Source organism: uncultured Formosa sp., assembly GCF_947500765.1.
GTDB lineage: Bacteria > Bacteroidota > Bacteroidia > Flavobacteriales > Flavobacteriaceae > Formosa.
The window spans coordinates 92421-113791 of record NZ_CANMTH010000008.1 but is presented as its reverse complement, the minus strand read 5'-3'; the positions used below and the strand labels follow the sequence as shown (position 1 = coordinate 113791).

The 21371-nt window shown below is 33.9% G+C and carries 13 protein-coding genes; 4 read left to right on the top strand and 9 right to left on the bottom strand.

Annotated features, from left to right (window positions below; genetic code table 11):
• Positions 1-280: 280 nt before the first annotated feature.
• Positions 281-2599, bottom strand: coding sequence for a chondroitinase-B domain-containing protein (locus tag Q1B05_RS14210; protein WP_299781615.1), 2319 nt, complete (start codon positions 2597-2599; stop codon positions 281-283).
• 324 nt (positions 2600-2923) lie between these two features.
• On the opposite strand from Q1B05_RS14210, the gene Q1B05_RS14205 reads away from it, so the two are divergent.
• The 4 genes from Q1B05_RS14205 (at position 2924) to Q1B05_RS14190 (ending at position 7711) form a co-directional block, all read left to right on the top strand.
• Positions 2924-4504, top strand: coding sequence for a sulfatase (locus Q1B05_RS14205; RefSeq protein ID WP_299781614.1), 1581 nt, complete (start codon positions 2924-2926; stop codon positions 4502-4504).
• Between the two features lie 9 nt (positions 4505-4513).
• A complete protein-coding gene (locus Q1B05_RS14200; RefSeq protein WP_299781613.1) occupies positions 4514-6253 on the top strand; it encodes an amidohydrolase family protein in 1740 nt (579 codons plus the stop codon).
• A 514-nt stretch (positions 6254-6767) separates the two neighbouring features.
• Entirely contained in the window at positions 6768-7271 is a 504-nt protein-coding gene (locus tag Q1B05_RS14195) for a hypothetical protein (protein ID WP_299781692.1), read from the top strand.
• Positions 7268-7711, top strand: a complete 444-nt coding sequence (locus tag Q1B05_RS14190) for a hypothetical protein (RefSeq protein WP_299781612.1) — start codon at positions 7268-7270, stop codon at positions 7709-7711. Before Q1B05_RS14195 ends, Q1B05_RS14190 begins: the two co-directional genes overlap by 4 nt.
• Positions 7712-7740: 29 nt before the next feature.
• Here the strand turns inward: Q1B05_RS14190 and Q1B05_RS14185 are convergent, their stop codons facing one another.
• From Q1B05_RS14185 to Q1B05_RS14150, 8 genes are all read right to left on the bottom strand, one after another.
• Positions 7741-8664 (bottom strand): glycosyl hydrolase family 17 protein, encoded by a 924-nt coding sequence (locus Q1B05_RS14185; protein WP_299781611.1) that lies wholly within the window; start codon positions 8662-8664, stop codon positions 7741-7743.
• Positions 8665-8673: 9 nt separating this feature from the next.
• Entirely contained in the window at positions 8674-10089 is a 1416-nt protein-coding gene (locus Q1B05_RS14180; RefSeq protein WP_299781610.1) for an MFS transporter, read from the bottom strand.
• 50 nt (positions 10090-10139) lie between these two features.
• Entirely contained in the window at positions 10140-11648 is a 1509-nt protein-coding gene (locus tag Q1B05_RS14175; RefSeq protein WP_299781609.1) for a glycoside hydrolase family 30 protein, read from the bottom strand.
• Between the two features lie 6 nt (positions 11649-11654).
• A complete protein-coding gene (locus Q1B05_RS14170) occupies positions 11655-12659 on the bottom strand; it encodes a glycoside hydrolase family 2 TIM barrel-domain containing protein (protein WP_299781608.1) in 1005 nt (334 codons plus the stop codon).
• Between the two features lie 5 nt (positions 12660-12664).
• Positions 12665-13873, bottom strand: coding sequence for a glycosyl hydrolase family 17 protein (locus Q1B05_RS14165; RefSeq protein ID WP_299781691.1), 1209 nt, complete (start codon positions 13871-13873; stop codon positions 12665-12667).
• Positions 13874-13928: 55 nt separating this feature from the next.
• Positions 13929-17387 carry a hypothetical protein gene (locus Q1B05_RS14160; protein WP_299781607.1) on the bottom strand — a complete coding sequence of 1153 codons (3459 nt, stop codon included), beginning with the start codon at positions 17385-17387 and terminating at the stop codon, positions 13929-13931.
• A gap of 197 nt (positions 17388-17584) precedes the next feature.
• The gene (locus Q1B05_RS14155) at positions 17585-19258 is read right to left on the bottom strand and encodes a family 16 glycosylhydrolase (RefSeq protein ID WP_299781606.1); all 1674 of its coding nucleotides are present in this window, start codon (positions 19256-19258) and stop codon (positions 17585-17587) included.
• Between the two features lie 13 nt (positions 19259-19271).
• A complete protein-coding gene (locus Q1B05_RS14150) occupies positions 19272-21365 on the bottom strand; it encodes a hypothetical protein (RefSeq protein WP_299781605.1) in 2094 nt (697 codons plus the stop codon).
• Positions 21366-21371: the final 6 nt, after the last annotated feature.

Here is a 21371-nt window from a genome sequence, read left to right as displayed (position 1 = left end):
AAACCTCTTAATTAAGATTGATCTATTACAGGTTATTAATATAACTCTTTTTTTGAAATTTTAAATTATTGTACGACATACTGAAGTCTGATAATATTTTAATTATTTTTCTATCTAAAAGCAGGAAACACCTAGCTAAATATAAATACTATTGCTTATCAAAACACTAAAAAAATAATTTTAGACAACCAACATTATATAAAAAAAGAGCTTATAACACAACAGGTTATAAGCTCTTTAAATTGACACTTGGTAGAATCAAATCAAACACTCAGAATAATTAATACATTAACTTCATTTTTAAGTTTTGTTCTGTTTTAACTTCTCCAGAATTTTCTATAGTATTGTTTACAGATTTTTGTCCTTTTTCTCCCCAAAGTACAATTACAAAAGGAGTAGGATTATCTGTAAATGTGTTTCCGCTAAAGTCTAGATTTACAATACCTCTGGTTTGTAATAAAATTTTACTCTCTTCTTTAGAACCACTTTCTTTTACTGTATTATTTTTAAACACTAAAGTTCCTCCAATTGTAGACTCGTCATAACCACCTCTGTAGTAGTTTAACACATTATTTTCTACATTTTCGAATACTGTGTTTTCAATAGTTACAAATTCTGCGCTGTAATCTCCCTTATCATCGTCTTCTCCTGCTAATTGAATACCATTCTCACAATCTGTAATTTCTGTGTTCATAAACACAATAGTATCAGCAAACGAACCTTTAGAGCTTGTTAACACATTTTTAAAGTTAGAAATTTCACTGTTTGTTACCTTTAAATCGTAAGCAATAGACATGTTTTTATCTAAAGTTGCAAAAGCGACTTGAGTTCCGTTTCCTTTAATTGCTACGTTATCTAAAATTAAGTTTCCTTTAGGAAGCATCTGGAATAACGGTGTTCCCATAGCGCCTTTATATTCAATTTTAACTTTACGTTTACTAGCAGATTTAATAGTAATAGCTTTATTGATATTTAAAGATTCTGAAATTTTATAAGATCCAGATTTTAATACTAAAACATCTCCCGAATTAGCAGCTATTAAAGCAGTTGCTAAACCTGTTGCTGATGATACATTTATTGTTTTAGCTTTTTTAGCCGTTTCTGCTTTATACCATTTTGGTCCGTATTCAGATTTATTAATTTCTACATTTCCTCCTGTTGCATAAGGAAAAGTTACTGCTCCAATAGCATTGTTTTTAGTTCTGTCTGATCCTAAAAGGTCTGTCTTAATGTTATTAAACTCAAACCCATTATATACGTCTGAAAATGCTTTTGTTGGTGCATAAAACCAATCAGATACTTTTTTCAATTCGAAAGACTGTTGTGTTAGTCCGCCATCTGTATCAACATCGCCTTCAATCTTATTGTTTGTAATATTGTTTTTAAAGTTTACACCATCTACTTCATTAAAACCATAAATTTGAGTGGTTTCCTTTTCGTCATGGTTATAAATCATATTGTTTGCTACAACCGTACGAATTGGTCTTGCAGAACGAATTTCACTTGCTGGTAACACATCACTTTTATCTACGTTAGACCCAACACTAAATTGTAAAGGCGTAACATTATCTACAAATGTATTATGAGCAATCACAACATCTGTAACTTGGTTGTAACGGTTTAAAGGCGATTTAGGGATACCATTCATAACAGCAATTGCACTTCTAAAATCTTTACCTTTAATTTTGTAGAAATAGTTATTTGTAATCCAGTGTCCTGTATTTACAACACGTACACCTCCTATTGCTGTAGAGTTATCGTTACCAATAAATACGTTACCATCTACGTTTGCATAGTTACCGTGACGTAACACTAAAGATCCTTCGCATTCAAAAAAGATGTTATTTTTAAACTCGTTAAAGTTAGATTTACTTGAGATGATTTCTATTTCTCCATTACATTTCTCGAATAAGTTATTTTTAACTTCTGTGTAAGAAGGCGTCATAGAGGTATAACTATCTCCAATTTGTAATGTTTCTCCGTGAGGACCTCCTAGTCTTGGTCTTTCTCCAAAATAGTTGTTTACAATTCTGTGGTGGTTGTAAATGTTTTCATTTCCACTTAAGAATACACGAATTGTTGGTCCTGGATTAGATTTTCCAGTAATGTAACAATTACTCAATTCGTTATGCTTACCATAAAATTGAACCCAATGATCTTTTTCATCACGATTTAACTGTGTAAAAGAATCGATCACACAATTAGTAACTTTACAGTTGTTAGCGACATTATCTTCATCTGTTCTAAAATCGATAACCGTATTTTTAGGTGTATATCCGTTTCTAAAATACAATCCAGACACTTCTAAATACTCTCCAGATAATCTTAAAGTAGATTGTCCTTCTATAAAAACTTTCCCTGCAGTTTCTGCTTCTAAAACTATAGGTTGTGCTTTAGTACCTATACCTTTAAATTTGATAACAACATCGGACCAAACACCATTAGCCATTACGATATGATCTCCTGGATTTGACTTTTTAATAGCAAGATCTAATTCTTGCGCATTCTTAACAATTGTTTTTAAAGCTTGGGCGCTAACTTGAGCTGTAAAAAGAATTGAAAGAAATAAAATTGAAATTGTACTTTTAGTTATGTTCATTTACTTCTATTTTTAACTGGTTAACCAATTTGGTAAACCAAAAATACAAATTCTTAAACTTTAAATCAAAAGAATTGAATAAAATAATTTTCAATCCCTTTTATTGAGAGAAGTATAATATGCAATTGTTTTAATGTTGCTTTTTTATCGATACCGAAATTATAGGCGACTTTAACTTTTATAAATATATTAAATATTATGCCAATTCCTTTAATTTACTGGTGTTTACAGGATAAAATATTGCAAAATCATTTAATAAAACGGTCATTATTATACCTTTTATTAGTAGTTTAGATGATTAAAAAATCCGTTTTACCTTAAAACATGAAAAACACATCTTTTAATTTTTTACTTCTATTATTAATAGTAATCACTACACAAAGTTGCAATACCACAAAAAAAGAGGTTGCAGAAATTAAAAAACCTAACATTTTATTTATTTCTATAGACGACTTAAGACCAACTTTAGGAGTTTATGGAGACTCTACTGCCGTTACGCCAAACATAGACTTATTAGCTAAAGATGGTATGACGTTTAGACAAACCTTTGCTCAGGTAGCAGTTTGTGCTCCGTCTAGAGCAAGTTTAACAACAGGTTTAAGACCCGATTCTACACGTGTTTGGCATCTTGGAGATGAGTTTAGGAAAATTAACCCAAATACGGTTACCATGCCACAATATTTTTCTAAAAACGGGTATCACACAGTTAATTTAGGTAAAATATTTCATAATTATATGCCCGATTCTATTTCTTGGGATGAGCCAGATTTACGTCCAGAAAAATATTTACGCAAAGATTGGTTAAACAGAGATGGTGAAACCTATTATATAAGTGAGGCCGTAAACAAATCGCAAGCCATAAAAAGAGATTCCTTATTAAAACTAAGACCAGTACGTTACGCTGATGGTTGGAATACAGGACCTGCTTGGGAAGCAGCCGATGTGAATGACAGCATGTATTATGATGGTGCACAAACAGAATTGGCTATAAAAACACTAACACGTTTATCTAAAAGCAACGAGCCTTTTTATATGGGCTTAGGCTTTTTTAGACCACACTTACCTTTTGCTGCACCAAAAAAATATTGGGATTTATACGATCCTGAAAAAATTCCTTTAGCAGAAAATCCTAATGTCTCTGAAAACGCTCCTAATTATACCATGAATTCCATGTACGAATTAAGGCATTACGATGGTTTTAATCATATTGGTCATCCACAATCGGATTATAGAATGAGTGAAGACACCACAAGAATTTTAAAACATGGGTATTATGCTAGTGTAAGTTATATAGATGCTTTGGTTGGAAAACTAATTACACATATGAAAGAAATTGGTATTTACGACAATACCATTATCATACTTTGGGGTGATCACGGTTGGAAATTAGGCGACCATAACAGTTGGGGTAAAATGACCAATTATAATATAGATTTACAAGTCCCAATGATTGTGCGTTATCCAAATCAAGAAAACAGAGGAAAACAAACTTTTGAAATTACAGAACTTGTAGATATGTTTCCTTCGCTTTGCGAAATTGCAGGTATAGACATTCCTGATTATATGCAAGGTACTAGTTTTGTGCCATTAATAAATGAACCAAATCGCGAATGGAAAACGGCTGCTTTTAGTCAGTTTCATCGCAGACCAAGACACGCGGCAGATGGTAACCGTTATATGGGCTACTCAATAAACACCAAATCTTATCATTATATAGAATGGTACGATTGGGACAACACCACAGGAACTCGCGGAGCATTTAAAAATGCAGAATTGTATGATAGATTAAACGACCCTTACGAAACCGTAAATATCGCAGATCAAGAAGCACAAAGCAAGTTAGTAAAACAACTATCTAAGCAACTTGCCGATGGTTGGAAAAAAGCAAAACCAAGTAACATCTAAAATAAAAGAATGAAAATAAAATATGTAATAGCGATCACTTTTATGGTATCGTCTTTTTCCATTTTTTCACAGACTTATATTACCAATGTAACGGTATTAGATGTTGAAAAACAAAAACTAATAAAAAATCAAACTATTGAAATTACTAATGATTTGATTTCAAATATTAAAAAAAGTAATAACATAAAAATACCTGAACAGGCTACAGTAATCGATGGCACCAATAAATATGTAGTTCCTGGTTTGGTAGATTCACATATTCATTTTTTTCAGAATGGCGGTTTATATACACGTCCTGATGCCATAAATTTACAAAAGTATTGGAGTTATACTGATGAAATTGCATTAGCAAAATCCAATATGGAAATCACATTGAAGCGCTACCTAAAAAATGGAATTACAACACTAATTGATGTTGGTGCAACTTATAATTTCTTGGAGCAACGCAAAACATTTAGTAATAAAAAGTACGCTCCAGAAATTTTAATGACGGGACCACTTTTAACCACATACGAATCTGAAGTCTACGCCAATTTAGATAAAGATGAACCGTTTATTTTAACCAAGACTATTGAAGATGGTATTAATGGCGTAAAAGCACAACTGCCATATCATCCAGACTTTATAAAAATATGGTATATCGCAGGAAAAGATGGTTTAAGTATTGAAGAAAGTGCTCATAAAAATTTACCTATTATTAAAGCGATTATAGATGAAGCTCATAAACATAATTTAAAAGTTGCGGTACATGCTGTACAACAAATTACTGCAAAATTAGCTGTTGAAAATGGTGCAGATTTTTTAGTTCATAGTATAAAAGATCAGATTATAACACCAGATTTTGTGCAACTCTTAAAAACACACAAAACAATCTTATCTCCAACACTACAAGTTCATGGTGGCTATGGAAATACATTTGGACAACGATTGGAATATAGTAATTACGAGTTAGAAAAATCAGATCCATATCAATTAGGAACCCTTTTAGACTTAAAACATTTATCAGACACCACAATCGTTAATAAGTACAAAACGCGTGTAAATACAGCTAAAAGTGTGGCTAACTTAAAAAAAGCAGACTCCATCTGTATGGCAAATCTTAAAATACTTGCAGATGCGGGTGTATTAATTGCAACTGGAACAGATGCAGGAAATATTGGAACGTTACATGCTTCGTCTTATTTAAACGAATTAAAGTTAATGCAAAAAAGTGGGATGAGTAATTGGCAAATCTTACAAGCTTCAACCATTAATGGTGCTAAAATTTTTGATAAAGACACTAACTTTGGAACGGTTAGTATTGGTAAAAAAGCAAATCTTTTATTGTTAGATGCCAACCCTATTGATGCTATAGAAAACTTAACTAAAATTAATACCATTATAAATAAAGGAACTCTTTTTAATCCCAATGAATTACTTATAGATACACCTTCAGATCTGGCTCAGCGTCAATTAAACGCATATAATTTTAGAAATATTGAAGCCTTTTTAGAACCTTATGCAGATGATGTTGAAGTGTATACATTTCCTAATACGTTAAAATATACAGGCAAAGACACTATGAGAAAAATTTATGGCGAAATGTTTAAAAACACCCCCAATTTACATTGTGAATTAGAAGGCCGTATTATAAAAGGAAATACTGTTATAGACAAAGAACGTGTTCAGTTTGGTGACAAAATAAAAGAAGCGATTGCCATCTATCACATTGAAAATAATAAAATTCAAAAAGTATATTTTGTAAAATAAAACGCACACAACTCCTCAATTACAAAAATCTGACAATCTTAAAATCGACTTATTAATCGAATAAAAACTGGAATGTCAGATTTTATATTTTAAAACGGTTTTAATCTGCTCGTTTTATTTTTTTTATAACTTTGCCAAAAAAAATAATAAAGCATCAATTACTAAGCAAAAAACGTTTCAAAACATTTTAGCCAGTGTGTCGCTTCTTTTATATGCTTTCTAAAAAACAGCATATAAAGAACATAACGTTTTACTTACATATTAAACATTAATAATCCCTTTTATAAGATTTACAAATCGCTTCAGTTCTAAAAATTATTAAATAAATTAATTACTATTAATTTGTAAACATGCTTTAGATGGAAGTTATGGAATCATGATGTTAGATTGATATGCTTAAACGCATAAAATGATTAAACGATCTAAATACCTTAAAACGTCTAAAAAAACTCATAAAGCAGTTCAGATTTTTTCTAAATTGGCCATAATGTGCGTATTAACTATTTTTTCTATAATGATAGTTTTGGAGAAATACGAAACAAATGCGGTTAAATCAGAAATTATTATACTGCTTATTATAGGTATTATGTGGCTAGGATATCGTTATTTAGATGTACATCATAACGAATATACTTACGAAGAACTTTTAGTCGTAATATGGGTACCAATAGGTGCTGTACTATGTTATATACTGAATGTTTATGGTCATTTAGGCAGTGTATTATCAACGGCTATAACAGGTACTGTTGCTTCTTTTTTACCCGTTATTAATAAAAAATCTGAATATTTAAAAAAAATACCTCCTTCTATTTATTGTGGTTCTTTTGTAGGCATGTCTAGCTTAGAAATAGCACCTTCAATTAGTTTTGTAATTACTGCAGGTCTTTTGGCTGGTGTATTCTTACTTTTATCTAAGAGTATATTTCTAGGTATTGGCGGAAAATTAGGTATGGTTGCTTTTGGTGGTGTACTTATGGTATCTTTTGTGTACTGGTGTTATTTATGGTTGAATTTATGAACAACATAATCATTATTATAACAGGTGTTTTAGGAGCAACTTTAACATTTTACGTTAATGAGCATTTAAGTCAAGGCGCAGTGAGGGCCTCTGCCCTATTGTCTTTAATTGTCAGTTTATTTTTTTATTGTTTTCCGGATGTTTTAAACCCTTATTTAACTCAAAATATACCAACTGCTTTTATAGGCGCATCCTTTGTTGGTATGGTATCTTCTAAAGCCATATCTCACTACAGTTGGCTAATAATTGCAGGTATTATATTCAGTATTATTTATATTAATAAAAGCACGTTTTTTAGAGGATATGGAGGAGCTTTAGGAACATCTGCATTTATTGCATTGTTAGCCACGATGGCAATACCATTAGTGTTTAAAAAGAAGAAAAAAATTACCAATGGCTTCTTAATCTTTAGAAAATGGATTTTTAGAGAAAAAGACTAATCGTATTTATAAATGTATAAGCATCTGATTTAATGTTTCCTTTTCAGTTTTATAAACGGTAATTTACTATAATATTTTGGCTTTTCATTTTTATCCCATACCCCCCAATATGCACCAACATCGCCTTCTGTACCCACTTTCCAAGATTCATCAAACGATGAGAAATAGAATATATCTATATTATCTTCTTTAGACCATTCTTGCGTATTAATAAAATATTTTATCGCATTTTCGTGTGACGGTTTTGCGCCATATAATCCTAATCCTTCACTTGGCCAACCGGTTTCTGTAATCACTACTTTTTTTCCGTTAGCAGCTTTAAGCGCACGATTAAACATATCTTTCATATAAATTAAAGCATATTCTTGCGAACAGCCTTCCCAATACGGATAACAATTGGCTAAAATAATATCGCAAGCTTCCGTAATCTTTGGATGTTTAGCAAACTGGTAATACGCATCGACATAACCTACCGGGATATCTGGAATAGCATGTTTTACTGATTTTATAAACACTAAAAGTTCAGATTCAGATAAATCTCCTCGATACATCACTTCATTTCCTACTGCAGCGATATCCACAAATCCATTATTAGCTAATTTAATAAGCGTTTCAATTTCTTTATTATTAATAGCATCAACAGTTCCTAACCATGCACCAACAAGTGTTTTTAACCCAAATTCTTTAGCAATTTTAGGAATTAATTCATTGCCATCTGTACACGAAAATGTACGAATCCATTTGGTATAAGGCTTTATTAGTTTTAAACGTCTTCTAATTTGAACTTCATTTAATTTATCACCTATATTCTGCCCTTCTTCATAAGGAGAAAAACAAAGACCATGCATCCCTTCTTTTAAAACACGACGAAACGTATTTTCTAAACCTAAAGTGGTTTTATCTTCGTGATTTTTGCCAGTAAGCGACAATATGTAATCTTTATTAAAAGACATGAAAGGATTTTAAATATTCGATTTCAGTTTACGTTGCTCTAGTTGAGTTCTTATTTCATTCGATTTATCTTCAGTAAGATCATAATTACGCATTACTAAAATTGCTATTAATGTTCCTAGAATTGGTAAGCCTGAAAAGAACAATCTCAATCCAAAAATAGCTCCATCAGTTTGTGTTGCTGTGTCTGCATTAAATCCAATCATTGATAATATAAGTCCGCTTAATAGTCCTGCAATCGCAAATCCGAATTTTACCATCCACCAATAAATGGCTCCAAAAACACCTTCTCTTCGTAAACCTGTGTTTAGTTCATCTAAATCAATCACATCTGCAGTCATAGACATCATTAGTGTAAATAAGCTTCCAATACCGAAAGCAAAAAAGGGTAATGCAAAAATAAACATATACGGTTTACCAGGAATAAATAGAAACCAAAGCATAATATATCCTAAAATAGAAATACTTTGAGATGCAATAAAGGCTCTTTTTTTACCTAATTTTTTAGACATTCTTGTTACTATTGGAATGACTAAAAATGTAGTGGCTAATGCCCCTAAACTTCCAAAAAGTGTAGGCCAAATTCCAGCTGCACCAGCATCCCCATTAAATAAATAATAAACAACTATAAAAAATGTAAATGCCGCTACAGTGTTAAATGCATTATACACTAAAAACGTAGCCACACATAATTTTCTAAAAGGTTTGTTTTTATATGCTTCTTTAAAACCATCAATAATACCTTTAAAACTACTTCCAATAGTTTTCATATTTAAAGGCGCATAATCTTCGTGTAAAGTCGATCTGCTTTTAATAAAAACAGCTGGCACTATAGCAAAAATCATACATACTACACCAACCCAAACGGCTATAGTTCGTGTAGCAACATCGGCCGATTCAAACCAACCTTGATCGTACATAATTACCCAAAACCAAGGCGCTATAACCCATGCCCATTGCCCAATCCATTGTGCTACGGCCATTATGTTAGTACGCTCATGAAAGTTATCACTCATTTCATATCCCATGGCCACGTAAGGCACACTAAAAATGGTTAAACCGAGATAGAAAATAAAAGACCAAATCATGAAATAGATAAAATTATAATCAATCCCATTCTCGCGATGCAACTGCCATAAAATTGAAAATGAAATTCCCATAATTATAGCTCCTATTAAAACATATTGTCTTCGTCGTCCCCACTTCGATTTTGTATTATCTGAAATGAATCCCATAATAGGATCTGTGATAGAATCGAAAATTCTAGGCAGAAAGAATATAACGCCCCACATCCAACCCGGAAACCCTAAATCTTGGACTAAAACAACCATAAAAATACCCATTGCGGCTGGAAACATCTGATTAGCAAGCATACCTATTCCGAATGCTACTTTTTGAGTAAAAGGGACTTTAGTTGATGTTGACATAGTATTAATTTGGTTTTAGTTTGTTTGAAAATGTACTGAACAGCCTTATGCTACTCAGTAATCACTACAGTTTGAATGGCTTTTGCGTCTATAGCGAATGCTACGGTATTATCGTGTAATGTTAAGTTGATACTTTTAGGAGTAGTGGATTCGTTAAAAAGCACTACAGCTATAGAACCATCAGGATTTTTTACTGAAGTTACCATAAGAGATTCATCAGAATTATCTACACCAATAACCTCAGCACCCGGACGCATATATTTGCTAAAATGTGCCATAGTATAATACAACGGAGTAAAATAAACCTCATCTGCATCTGGATCTACAATTACCGGAGCTACACACCAGTTTTCGAACCAGTTTGGTCCACCTTGACGATCTAAAACCATATTCCAGTCTACCCAACCGTCTACCCAATTGTTTAGGCAACCAATAATATCTCTAGCATAACGATTTACAGGCGCATATTTTGGGTGTAAATGTTTATCTTCTGGAGTAGCCCAATCATATCCCCAATCTGTAGCTTCTTTTTTCCAATACCAAGCATCATCTTGCCAAACAGGAACTTGAGAGTCTATACACCCTTCCGTTTCAATTAAAAGTTTATTTGGTGCTTTTTTGTGTGCGTATTGCAAGGCTTCTGGGAAGACATCGTAAGTACTTTCATACCAATGAATTGCTGTCCCATCAAAATATTTAGACGATGATTCGCTTCTATACATTTCGTCTACCCATTCGTCTAAACCGGCTCTGTTTTGGTCGTAACCTAAAATAATTTTATCACCATATCCGTCTTTCTCTAATTTCGGACCTAAATGAAACTCCACAAAATCAGTCATTTCTTTAGGCGAAAAATGCATACTTTCCCAATTATTACCATTGCCATGAGGTTCATTTTCTACTGTGAATCCCCAAATCTCAATACCTTCTGCTTTATACGCATCTAAGTATTTTGAAAAGAATAAAGACCACGTATCGTAGTATTCTGGCAGTAATTTACCACCAACCCATTTCTTATTGTCTTTCATCCAAGGCGCAGCAGTCCATGGCGATGCGAATATTTTAAATCCGTCTTCAGACACGTCCATAGCATCTTTTATCATCGGAATTAAATCATCCATATCTTCTTTAATCGTGAAATGCTCTAAATCTTTATCGCCTTCTACAGGAGAATACGAGTAATTCGTAAGAGAAAAATCACATGAATTCATATGCGTTCTTGTTAACGAATAATTCGCTCCATCTTTAGCGAAATAGGCTTGTAAAATTGTATCACGATTCGCTTTACTTAATTGGTTTAACAAGTAAGCTGAAGACTCCGTAAATGCACCACCAAACCCAGTGATTGTTTGAAATGTTTGGTCAGGAGATAGTTTAATGGTAATAGAATCTTTAGCAGCAACAAAAGACTCTAACTTTGTTAAACTATTACCTTTTTCAGAGGTTTCATAGACTTCAAATGTCATGCTATTTGTGGCTTTGCTTTCTTTTTGTTCGGTTTTACAGCTCGTTAATGCGATCATCATTAAAAAAATTGCGACGTAGTTTCGTTTGCTCATATCTAATTATTTTATCTGATTATATTTGGTTTGAACAACCTTAAAAGTTTCTTTTTTATTTCTATTGATGTCTACTATTCCCCAATATTCTTCATTCGGAGCCCCATCGTAAGGCACACCACTACTTTTTGGTGCCCATCCACCTATATCTTGTTTTTCAGGGTTTCCTGCTTTCCACCAACCATCGGTAAATGAAAACAGAGTAACACCTGCACATTGATCAATATTTTCAATGATTTTATCTAGAATCATAGCATTTGCTTGCGCTTGTGCTGACTGATTTTCACCTTGCTGAAATCCGTCACTTTCCATAGTCATATAACTATCGCCACCAGCTTCAGAGATATACATGGGCTTATCGCTTTTTGCTGCCCATTGCGCAAATATTTCCTCAGGATTATCCCATCGGTACACATTCATCCCCCAAACATCTATATTAGGAGATAATGACAATGCAACATCATCTGGTAATTCGCCATGAGCCGTTGCCACAGGGTGATTGGTATCGTTTTGATGAATTAAATCGGCTGCAGCATTCATATCTTTGTACCAGTTTTTCACATCGCCATTAAACCATTCTGGATGATAATTATATTCATTCCCCAATTCCCACATGAGAATGGCAGGATGATTTTTATAGGTATTTACATAGTTTATAAAACTCCCTGAATACACATCGAAAAACCCTTTTTGATCGTAACCAAAACCGATAATTACTTTAATACCTGCCTTGGCAATGGCATCTAAAACCGCTTTATCATCTATAGGTGCATATACTCTAATGGTATTTATTCCTGCCTCCTGCATTAAGGCTAAATCCTGACTTAAAGTTTTAAAATCTCTTTGTTCTGAGCCTTGTGGTACCGGATGATAACAAATGCCTTTAATGGTATATTTTGAATCATTTACCTGTATATGCCGACCAGAAATCGTTACCCGAGTAGCGTCTGATTCCTGTTTACACGCGTAACATGTAACAAAAAGAAATATTAAAATAAGTGTATGTTTCATAACTTTTAGTGTTTAATTGGTGGTACAGTAACCGTTTTCATTAAAGCTTCTATATCGCCTCTAAAGGTTTTTGTAATGGGCTTACCATTTCTGGTTAACCCTTTAAAAACGCCTTGATCTACTAAGTCCCATAATGCATATTTTGCTTCGCCTTGTAAGTTTATAAGTCCGAAATGATTTTCAGACCCTAACAAATTATTGGCATCTTTCCACTGCTCGTCGAAAGCTTCAAAAAAGAAACAAGACATTCCGTTTTCGTTGGTCCACTCTCGCATAGATTTATAGTACAACGCTTCTTTATATTCGTCTGTGGCCTTAGAACCAGTATCACCATACAATGCGTTAGATTTACTAGCCCACCCTGTTTCACCAATATGAATTGGTTTTTTTACGCCTAAACTGGTCATATAATTGTATACACTGTCGTATTGAGAAATAGCATAGGTTTTTGCGCGTGCCATAGATGCATCAATCTTTTCTACATCATTTAAATCAGCTTCATTTTCTTCAACACCCCAAAACACAGGATGATAATGTGTATCGTGCATCGGGTAGGTATGCATAGAAATATAGTCGACAGCTTTAATCAGTTTATTTAAATCTTCTGTATGATATTCGGCATCGCCTCCACCCCAAGACGCAAAATTGTCTGAACTTGTAATCCATAAATCAGATGGCAATTCACCCGACTGTTTTAAATCTTGCAAATGATTCACCCATTTTAGAATCACACCTGGTTGTACGTAATAACTCGTCGCCCATTTTACCATTGCCTCATTACCCACGGCAATAATTTTTACAATATCTGGATACGCTTTTGTTAACCGAACAGCCGTTTCTATTTCTACAGCATTACGCTCACTTTCCTGATTATGATCCGGTTCGCTGTTAGCCGAGTTAAATGCATTTTTACAATCTATCCACGCGCCTAGCATTACATACATTTCAAAATTAGGGTCTGCTACTTTTAATTCATGAATCGCTTTTAACAGATTAGCCGCTTGATCTAAATGCACATTATAGGTTCGTAATACTTTTATTCCCATGGCCGAAAGGATCTTCATATCTTCCTTTAGTTCTGGGACCGTAGGTTGTACATCGCGCGTATTTTCACGATAACCGCCATAAGACATCGCTAGGTATTTTGGATTTCCTAAAATATCTGCTGCCGTTTTTTCATGTGTAGCCTGAGTCTTGTTGTGACATCCTAACATTACAAATACTATAAAAAGTGTGATATAGATTTTTAGTTTCCTCATGCTTTAGTTTTTACTTATTTACAAAAACTATGATATGATTAACATGACCTTCACGTTCAAAAATTGATTTTGAAATGGCTTTATCTAAGCTTTTACCTTCAAAATTAATATGCTTATCATCGTTAAAAACAATGTCTATACGTTCATGTTCCGAACGTTTATAAACAACAGGTACTTGACAATACGTGAAACATAATTCTCCTGACTGAAGCGCGATTGTTTGACGCTTTTTTAGAATGTTTGTGAAATTAAATTCTGCTGGTGCTTGTAAAAACTCCTGCGGATGCAATAAACAAGGATTAAACACAATTTTACCACCTTCAACGTACACTCCTAATTCTCCGCTTCGGCTTAACACATCTTCCTTAACTTGCCCCGTCATTCCTGGTTGTTGTGCGCCTTTGGTTGCTGGCGTATGTGAATACGGATCTGTTGGAAATGCACCATATAATTTTGGCGATTTATGAACGCCTATTCCTGCGTTTATTTCGTAATAATGATCTAAAAGACGTCCGATAACTGCATCAGATTCTGTATGTTTTATAGCCAATAAACACGTCTCTTGAACGGCTAATAACAATTTAGAAACCATATGCCAATAAATAGAGCCTAAACCTTCGTAACCAAAGAACGTTCCTGAACGCCCAGTAAACGATTTATGATCGAAAATATCTTCGAATACTTGTAAGACTAATGTTTTGTCTTCTTCAACTAATGCTTTGTATTTTTTATCTAAAGCTGCTAATGCTGCATTTAAACTTTTTGCATTATTAAAGTTGCTATTAAAGTGATAGTGTCCTAAAAAGTCTTGTTCTACAACCTGTCTGTTACCATCTTGTACTAGTGCTTTTAATAAGTTAGACTGCTCTACTTTTTCTGATGGAATATTGTTTTTCTGATCGAATCGCGGTAAGTCTTTATTCGGATATAAAATATAACTGTATTGATCTTCTCTAAATAATGCACTGTGCTTTAAACTATCTAATAAACTTAGAGATTGCGTTGCAGAAAGATACCCTGAACTTAACACAGCAACTTGACCTTCTAACATTTCTGATAGGTATGAAATAGACACCTCATCATCATTTTTAACCGTCATTAAATTGTAAGCATGATACATATTATCGTCGCGTTTATTGGCATCGATACTATGTTCTAAATATGTGGTTGTAATCGTAATAAAGTCTAATAACGCTGATTTAGATATTGAAGCTTTTTGGCTTGAGAAACTTAAATTATAGATTGTACTTCTATAAATGCTTCCTGCTGTTCCTAATCCGTCTAAAACGGTTTTTCTATTTTTATCTGTAACACCAGCTGTAAGCATGTTTTTATTTTCTTCTAGAGTTGACACTACAGTGTTAAAGAACGTCATTAACTCTTCAGAAATCTCGGTATGTTCTACATCAGATTTTTCTATTAAATCTTTAAAAAATCCTAAGAAACGTCTTAAATAATACAACGTAACCATAGACACACCATTTCCTACCAAAGCATTATTGGCATCGTTCCATTCTGGACGTTGTGTATTTAACCAAATACCACCTTCGGGAATAAAATTAGACACTTTTGCTAATACGGTAGCTAGTAATTTCTCTATTAAATTAACACGATAAATATTCGCGTTTTGGTCTGTTAATAAAGCACCATCTGCGCCTAATTCGGCACGTTTTTCATCTATAGTTGCATTTAATTTATAATCGAAATCTATAGTGTCTTTCGGATTATTTAAAATGTCTGAATACGACTTTATTTTATACGGTACGTTAGCATATACAAACACGTCTTGATTAAAGCGTTTTGCTAATGTACCTGGATAATAATCTTCAATGAATTCTAAGAATTTTAATAAGTAGATAATTTGATGATCTCCCCAATACCCAATGTAAGACCACGGATCGTCTTCTTCAATCACTTCCCAGTCAAAACCACCTTTAGTGACACGGTATGGGTTATAGCCTTCAAAAGTGGTCGCATTTAAAAACTTATGAATCATCCCTTCTATAAACTCTGGATATGCATGTGCTAACGCTTCCCAATTTTGGAAAATATCACGCCAGTTTCCTTCGTAATCCAATATTTTAGAACCATCTACTTCACTTTGTGTATTTATAGAAAATTTATTCCAAGGTCTGCTTGGGTCACCGTGTCTTCTACTGAATTTAAGTGGTAAATATTCTAAACATAAACGTTTAAAATCGCGATCTTCACTAGATTCTGCTATATTTTTTATATCGTCCAACAAAAATACTGCTGGTAAATTATTTAGAGTGTTTTCATTTTGTTTGAAAACAATTGTATTTGCTTTAGATAGATATGCAATAAAATCGGCTTTCTCTATCTGGTAATCATCGTCAAAAATTCCACCACGCATAATATTAAATAGCGTGTTAGAAAAATGTCTCATGTTTGTAAGCGGGTCTGCAGTAATTTGTAACCCATCTGCTGCGCCAGACAATGCGATTAAACGTTTTGTACCGGCATCAATATCTTTTTGAATGACATTTGCAATGTCTTTTTCTTTTTTAATAAGTTCAGAAATTTTAACCACATCTGAAATAGACTGATTAACATTGGCTACAAACATCCAATCGGTTTCTGATTCTGTTTCTAATTTTAAATTGGAAACAATAAAGTATGCCCCTTTTTCGGCTTTTACATCTATTTCTTCGGTAATATCTTGGTGTTTTCTAAAGGCATCTAATTGTCTTGAAGACAATAAATGTGTTGCATTATTTAAACCTGAAGACCATACAATATTTGCTTTTAAAGCTTCACTAGGTTCTGCTTTATCTACAATAACTGCACTTAAAGCGTAAATACCTAAACCAACTTCGGTTTGTAATTCACTTTTCTTATACGCATCTACTAAATTACTACTACTATTTTGTAATGCTGAAGTCACTCCTGATGGTAATAGGTTTTGAAGTCCGTCTAAAACAGTTACACTAATTGTATTTTTTGAATGATTTTCTAGCGTAGATTTTTTCACAAATCCGTACTGATTACTAGAATTCCATTGATATCTAAACGTTAATTTTAAATCGTGATTCACTTCTTCGAACACGATTTTATTTCCGTAACTATTCTTATATAGATTTCTTGTAATTTTATATAAACCCGTTTGTCTTTCAGAAAACGGTTCCCAAATAATAGATTGTCCTTTTATATGAATTTGAAGTATGGTTTTACTTCCTGTAATCTCGGCTAATTCTGTAATTTTATCATCGGTATAATATGGAAACAATGCCGATTCTGCATTTTTTCGTCCTGCCGTTAGTCCGCCATTACTTGAGATAAACATCCAATGGTTAGAATCGCTAACAATGCTCATAAAAAATGGGCGCATGCTATCGCTATTCGAAATTTTATAATATGTTTCGCCATTAAGAGTTACTAATTTCGTGTCTGGAGTATTAGTACTAGAACTATTGTTTTTTTCTGATTCTTTATGCATCGTATTTTTCATTAATCGTTTTATTTATAAGGGCTATTTAAAAATATTCGAAATCTTATATGAATGTTTTAACTACATAACGGTGTCTTATTACCGATATAAACATTATATCCTTCTGTAAAATTTAATTTAGGGTTTTGTTTTAAAAGTGTTTTTTAGAGGGCAGGATTTGTATATAACACTGCCCTCGTAAAAAACCACAAACATTATTATTGGTATACTCTTACGTAATCTATTTCCATGGAATCGTTAGTAAAGTCAGGATCGATATCGCCTCCTAAAGTACCGCCCATTGCAACATTAAGAATCATAAAAAAGTTCTTATCGTAAAAAGGTAAATTGTCTGCATTATCCATAGACACAACTTGTTCGTTATCGACTAGAATAATTAAATGATCTGCTGTCCATTCTAAAGTATATAAATGAAATTCTGAAGACACATCGCTTACTGCTAACGTTTCGCCATAACTCGCATTTGTACTTGAACTAGCATCTAGCCAATGGAATGTACCAAGAGAGGTTTCTTTATCGCTTCCTGTTTGCTCCATAATATCTATTTCTCCACAAGAAGGCCATTCTACGGTATCGATATTAGAACCTAACATCCAAATTGCTGGCCATGTGCCTTGAGACGCTGGTAATTTTGCATATGCCTCTACACGTCCGTATTTAAACGACTGTAACCCTTGAGATTTTAATCTTGCAGACGTATATGTATCTCCATCTTTAATGGCTGTAATTTTTAATACACCATCTTCTACAATTACATTACTAGCATCGTCTGTATAGGTTTGTAACTCTTGGTTACCCCAGCCACCTGCACCTGTATCGTAGGTCCAGTTTGTTGCATCTGGTGCACCATCTGTATCAAATTCATCTGACCATACTAAGTCGTTAAATTCTGACTCAAAATCTACTTCACCTTCAACAGGTTTACTAGATGTGAATACTTGATACCAAGCACCAAATCCTGGTTGAATGATTCTTACACGTAAAGTGTTTTCTGTAACCGAAATAATATCGTAAGAACTTGCTCCTACATACCATCCCATAAATCCACCATCAGACAGTTCGAACGCCGTTCCTCTATAGGCTTCATTGTTATATGTGCCTTCTAAGGCTGCTTTAGATGAGGATGGTAAAAAAGATACATCTTTAACACCATACATGGTTGTTGCAACAGTTTCGTCGTAACATGTATCTCCAGTCACTCCTATTTCATCGCCATAAGCACCAGGAATAAAAGCAATACCTGCAGTTTGCTCGAACGTTAATCCGTCTGCTGTACGTGTAAATACAAACTCATCGCTATACATACAATACTTTTCTGCATCCCAAGCAAGAATAGATCCCCACCAAGCTTCATAAGCAAATTCTCCATTTCCGTAATCATCTTCAATAGGCCCTAATCCAACATGTAAAGGAATATCTGCTGCCCAATACCATGTTTTAGAATCTCCTACTAATTCTCCTGATAGAAAATCTTCTGCTTCTACATCAGAAAAAGAGCTATACACTTCAACGTCCATAGATGTACTTGATTTTACACCTCCTGTACCTACAGCATTTACCACAACGGTATAGGTATTAATACCTGTTGATGTAAATCTATGTTCAATTTCACCAGATGGTGCTACATCTGTTTTACCATCTCCAAAATTGAATTGGTATGTAATTTCATCATTAGCAGTAGATGTGAAATTCACTATTCCACTACCATCTCCGTAAGGATTATCGGCATCTACACCTACAATCTCTGCGGATATAGTTACAGCTGATGGCGCTACAATGTCACCTATAGACGTATCGTCTTCTTGGCAGCTTGTAAACAACATGGCAACCGAAAGAAAAAGTCCTATGTAATATTTTATGTTATTCATCATGTTTTAGTTTTTTTTAGATTCTTACCAGTTTGAATTGCCAGAATGTTCCTGACCCAGTTCCTGTTTCAATAGACACGCTAATGGTGTTATTATCTATAAAAGATAAAGTATAGCTCACTGAGTCTGGTGCATCTGCAGGATCTGAAATCTCTGCAGCATTGGTTGCTTTTGCTAGTCCAATATAAGCACCTAATCCATTCAATGTTAATTTATTATCGCTATAAGTATACGTTGCAGCGTTAGATCCGTCGAATGGTGCTACAGGTGTTCCACAACCATCAAAACCGCTTTGCCATTTTTCTAACCAAGTTTCTCCACCAAATTCATTCTTAAATGTGCCGTCTGCACTAAACACATACGCATCGTCGTAATAACAAGAACGCTCTGTAACACAAGCATCGTCACAATTCCACCAAGACACATCTCCTATACTCGGACCAACGCCTAAAGAACCTGCTTCTTGAGACATTTGCCATGTTCCCGTTAAAGGCGAACTTACCACGCCCTCTCTAACCAATGTAAATTGCCAAAAAGTTCCTGAACCTGTTCCGGTTTCTATAACTACAGATAATGTATTAGGATCTAAAAATGTAGCTGAATAAACAATAGAATCAGGAGCATCGTCTGGACTTGTTAATTCTCCAGAATTTGTTCCTTTTGCTAATCCTAAAAAAGCACCTTTACCATTAAGTGTAATAGAGTTTGTATCTTCATCATATACATAAGTTGCAGCATTAGATCCGTCGTGTGGTGCTACAGGAGCTCCACAACTATTAGATCCGCCTTGCCAATTTTCTACCCAAGTTTCTCCATCAAATTCATTTTGGAATGTACCATCTTCGTTAAACACATACGTATCATCATAATAACAAGCACGTTCTGTAACACAAGCATCGTCACAATTCCACCAAGATATATCTCCCACAGATGGACCCACACCTAAAGCACCAGCTACCGAACTTAATTTCCATGTTCCTACAATTCCTGTTTCAATACCAGAAGGTACTTTGTAAAAGAATAGGTTATCTATAAATATAGTTCCTGCTCCAGATTCGACACCTTCAAACTTAAATTGAATAATATTTGAAAAATCTAAGGCTCCATTTTGTTCTGTAAACACCGATACTGGAATATCGAACGACGTCCATTCATCTTGAGTTAATTCTAACTCGACCGCAGTTTCGTTAGGTCCTGCACTAATTGGTGACATTTTTGCGTTAAAATCTGCATTTGCGGTCCACACATCTACGTGAATAAATTCCATTGCAGAAGCATTTACTGTAGAACCACTAAAATCGATTCCTTGGTATGTAATATCTCCGTATTGAATCATGTTATTTCCATTTACATCAATTTGAGTGTACGTTGTAGTTTGTCCCCAATTCGGGTTATAATCAATACCACTTGGATCTGTATAATTATCGCTATATATAGAAATAACATCTGCTTGATCTCTAATTGGCACTGGTGCAGCTTCTAAAGGTTGAAGAATGGCGGTCACTACAAACTCTTCAGAATATTCTGTAGTTACTGCTGCAGCACTCATGGCTACCACTTTAATAGTATACGTTCCGGCATCTTGATATTGGTACGAAATGGTTTCATCTATATTAAGAGGTGTTGGATTTGCATCGGCATCTTCACCAAAATATACTTCAAAACCTGTAGCATAATCTGCAGTTGCAGATACATTTACTTGTTTAGAAATGGCTGCATCGTTTTCTATTGTTACCACTAAATTCTCAGGTTGTTTAAACGATACCACCACCGTTTGATCTGCAGAAGTTGTTAATCCGTTTAAAGAAACCGCTGTAATGGTAGCAATATAAGATCCTTCTTCGTAAGTAGATGATACCCCTTCTCCTGGAGTTATATCTGTTACATCGTCAGATCCATTTCCAAAACTAACATCATAACTTACAGCGCCTTCTGCTAGTGGTGTAATGGTAACCAACCCCGTATTGTCTTGGGTAACAGTTACAGCAGCCGACACATTTGTAGGTGCTGTAATGTTATTTACATAATCTGTATTATCGTCTTCAGCACAACTTATTGCGAAAAGCAAAACAAGTCCTAAACTGAAAGCATATTTTATATATTTCATCATAGTTTC

Bases quoted from the DNA above. Each gene is read 5' to 3' on its own strand.
- Q1B05_RS14210 (WP_299781615.1), bottom strand. From the start codon at position 2,599: ATGAACATAACTAAAAGTACAATTTCAATTTTATTTCTTTCAATTCTT.
- Q1B05_RS14205 (WP_299781614.1), top strand. From the start codon at position 2,924: ATGAAAAACACATCTTTTAATTTTTTACTTCTATTATTAATAGTAATC.
- Q1B05_RS14200 (WP_299781613.1), top strand. From the start codon at position 4,514: ATGAAAATAAAATATGTAATAGCGATCACTTTTATGGTATCGTCTTTT.
- Q1B05_RS14195 (WP_299781692.1), top strand. From the start codon at position 6,768: ATGATAGTTTTGGAGAAATACGAAACAAATGCGGTTAAATCAGAAATT.
- Q1B05_RS14190 (WP_299781612.1), top strand. From the start codon at position 7,268: ATGAACAACATAATCATTATTATAACAGGTGTTTTAGGAGCAACTTTA.
- Q1B05_RS14185 (WP_299781611.1), bottom strand. From the start codon at position 8,664: ATGTCTTTTAATAAAGATTACATATTGTCGCTTACTGGCAAAAATCAC.
- Q1B05_RS14180 (WP_299781610.1), bottom strand. From the start codon at position 10,089: ATGTCAACATCAACTAAAGTCCCTTTTACTCAAAAAGTAGCATTCGGA.
- Q1B05_RS14175 (WP_299781609.1), bottom strand. From the start codon at position 11,648: ATGAGCAAACGAAACTACGTCGCAATTTTTTTAATGATGATCGCATTA.
- Q1B05_RS14170 (WP_299781608.1), bottom strand. From the start codon at position 12,659: ATGAAACATACACTTATTTTAATATTTCTTTTTGTTACATGTTACGCG.
- Q1B05_RS14165 (WP_299781691.1), bottom strand. From the start codon at position 13,873: ATGTTAGGATGTCACAACAAGACTCAGGCTACACATGAAAAAACGGCA.
- Q1B05_RS14160 (WP_299781607.1), bottom strand. From the start codon at position 17,387: ATGAAAAATACGATGCATAAAGAATCAGAAAAAAACAATAGTTCTAGT.
- Q1B05_RS14155 (WP_299781606.1), bottom strand. From the start codon at position 19,258: ATGATGAATAACATAAAATATTACATAGGACTTTTTCTTTCGGTTGCC.
- Q1B05_RS14150 (WP_299781605.1), bottom strand. From the start codon at position 21,365: ATGATGAAATATATAAAATATGCTTTCAGTTTAGGACTTGTTTTGCTT.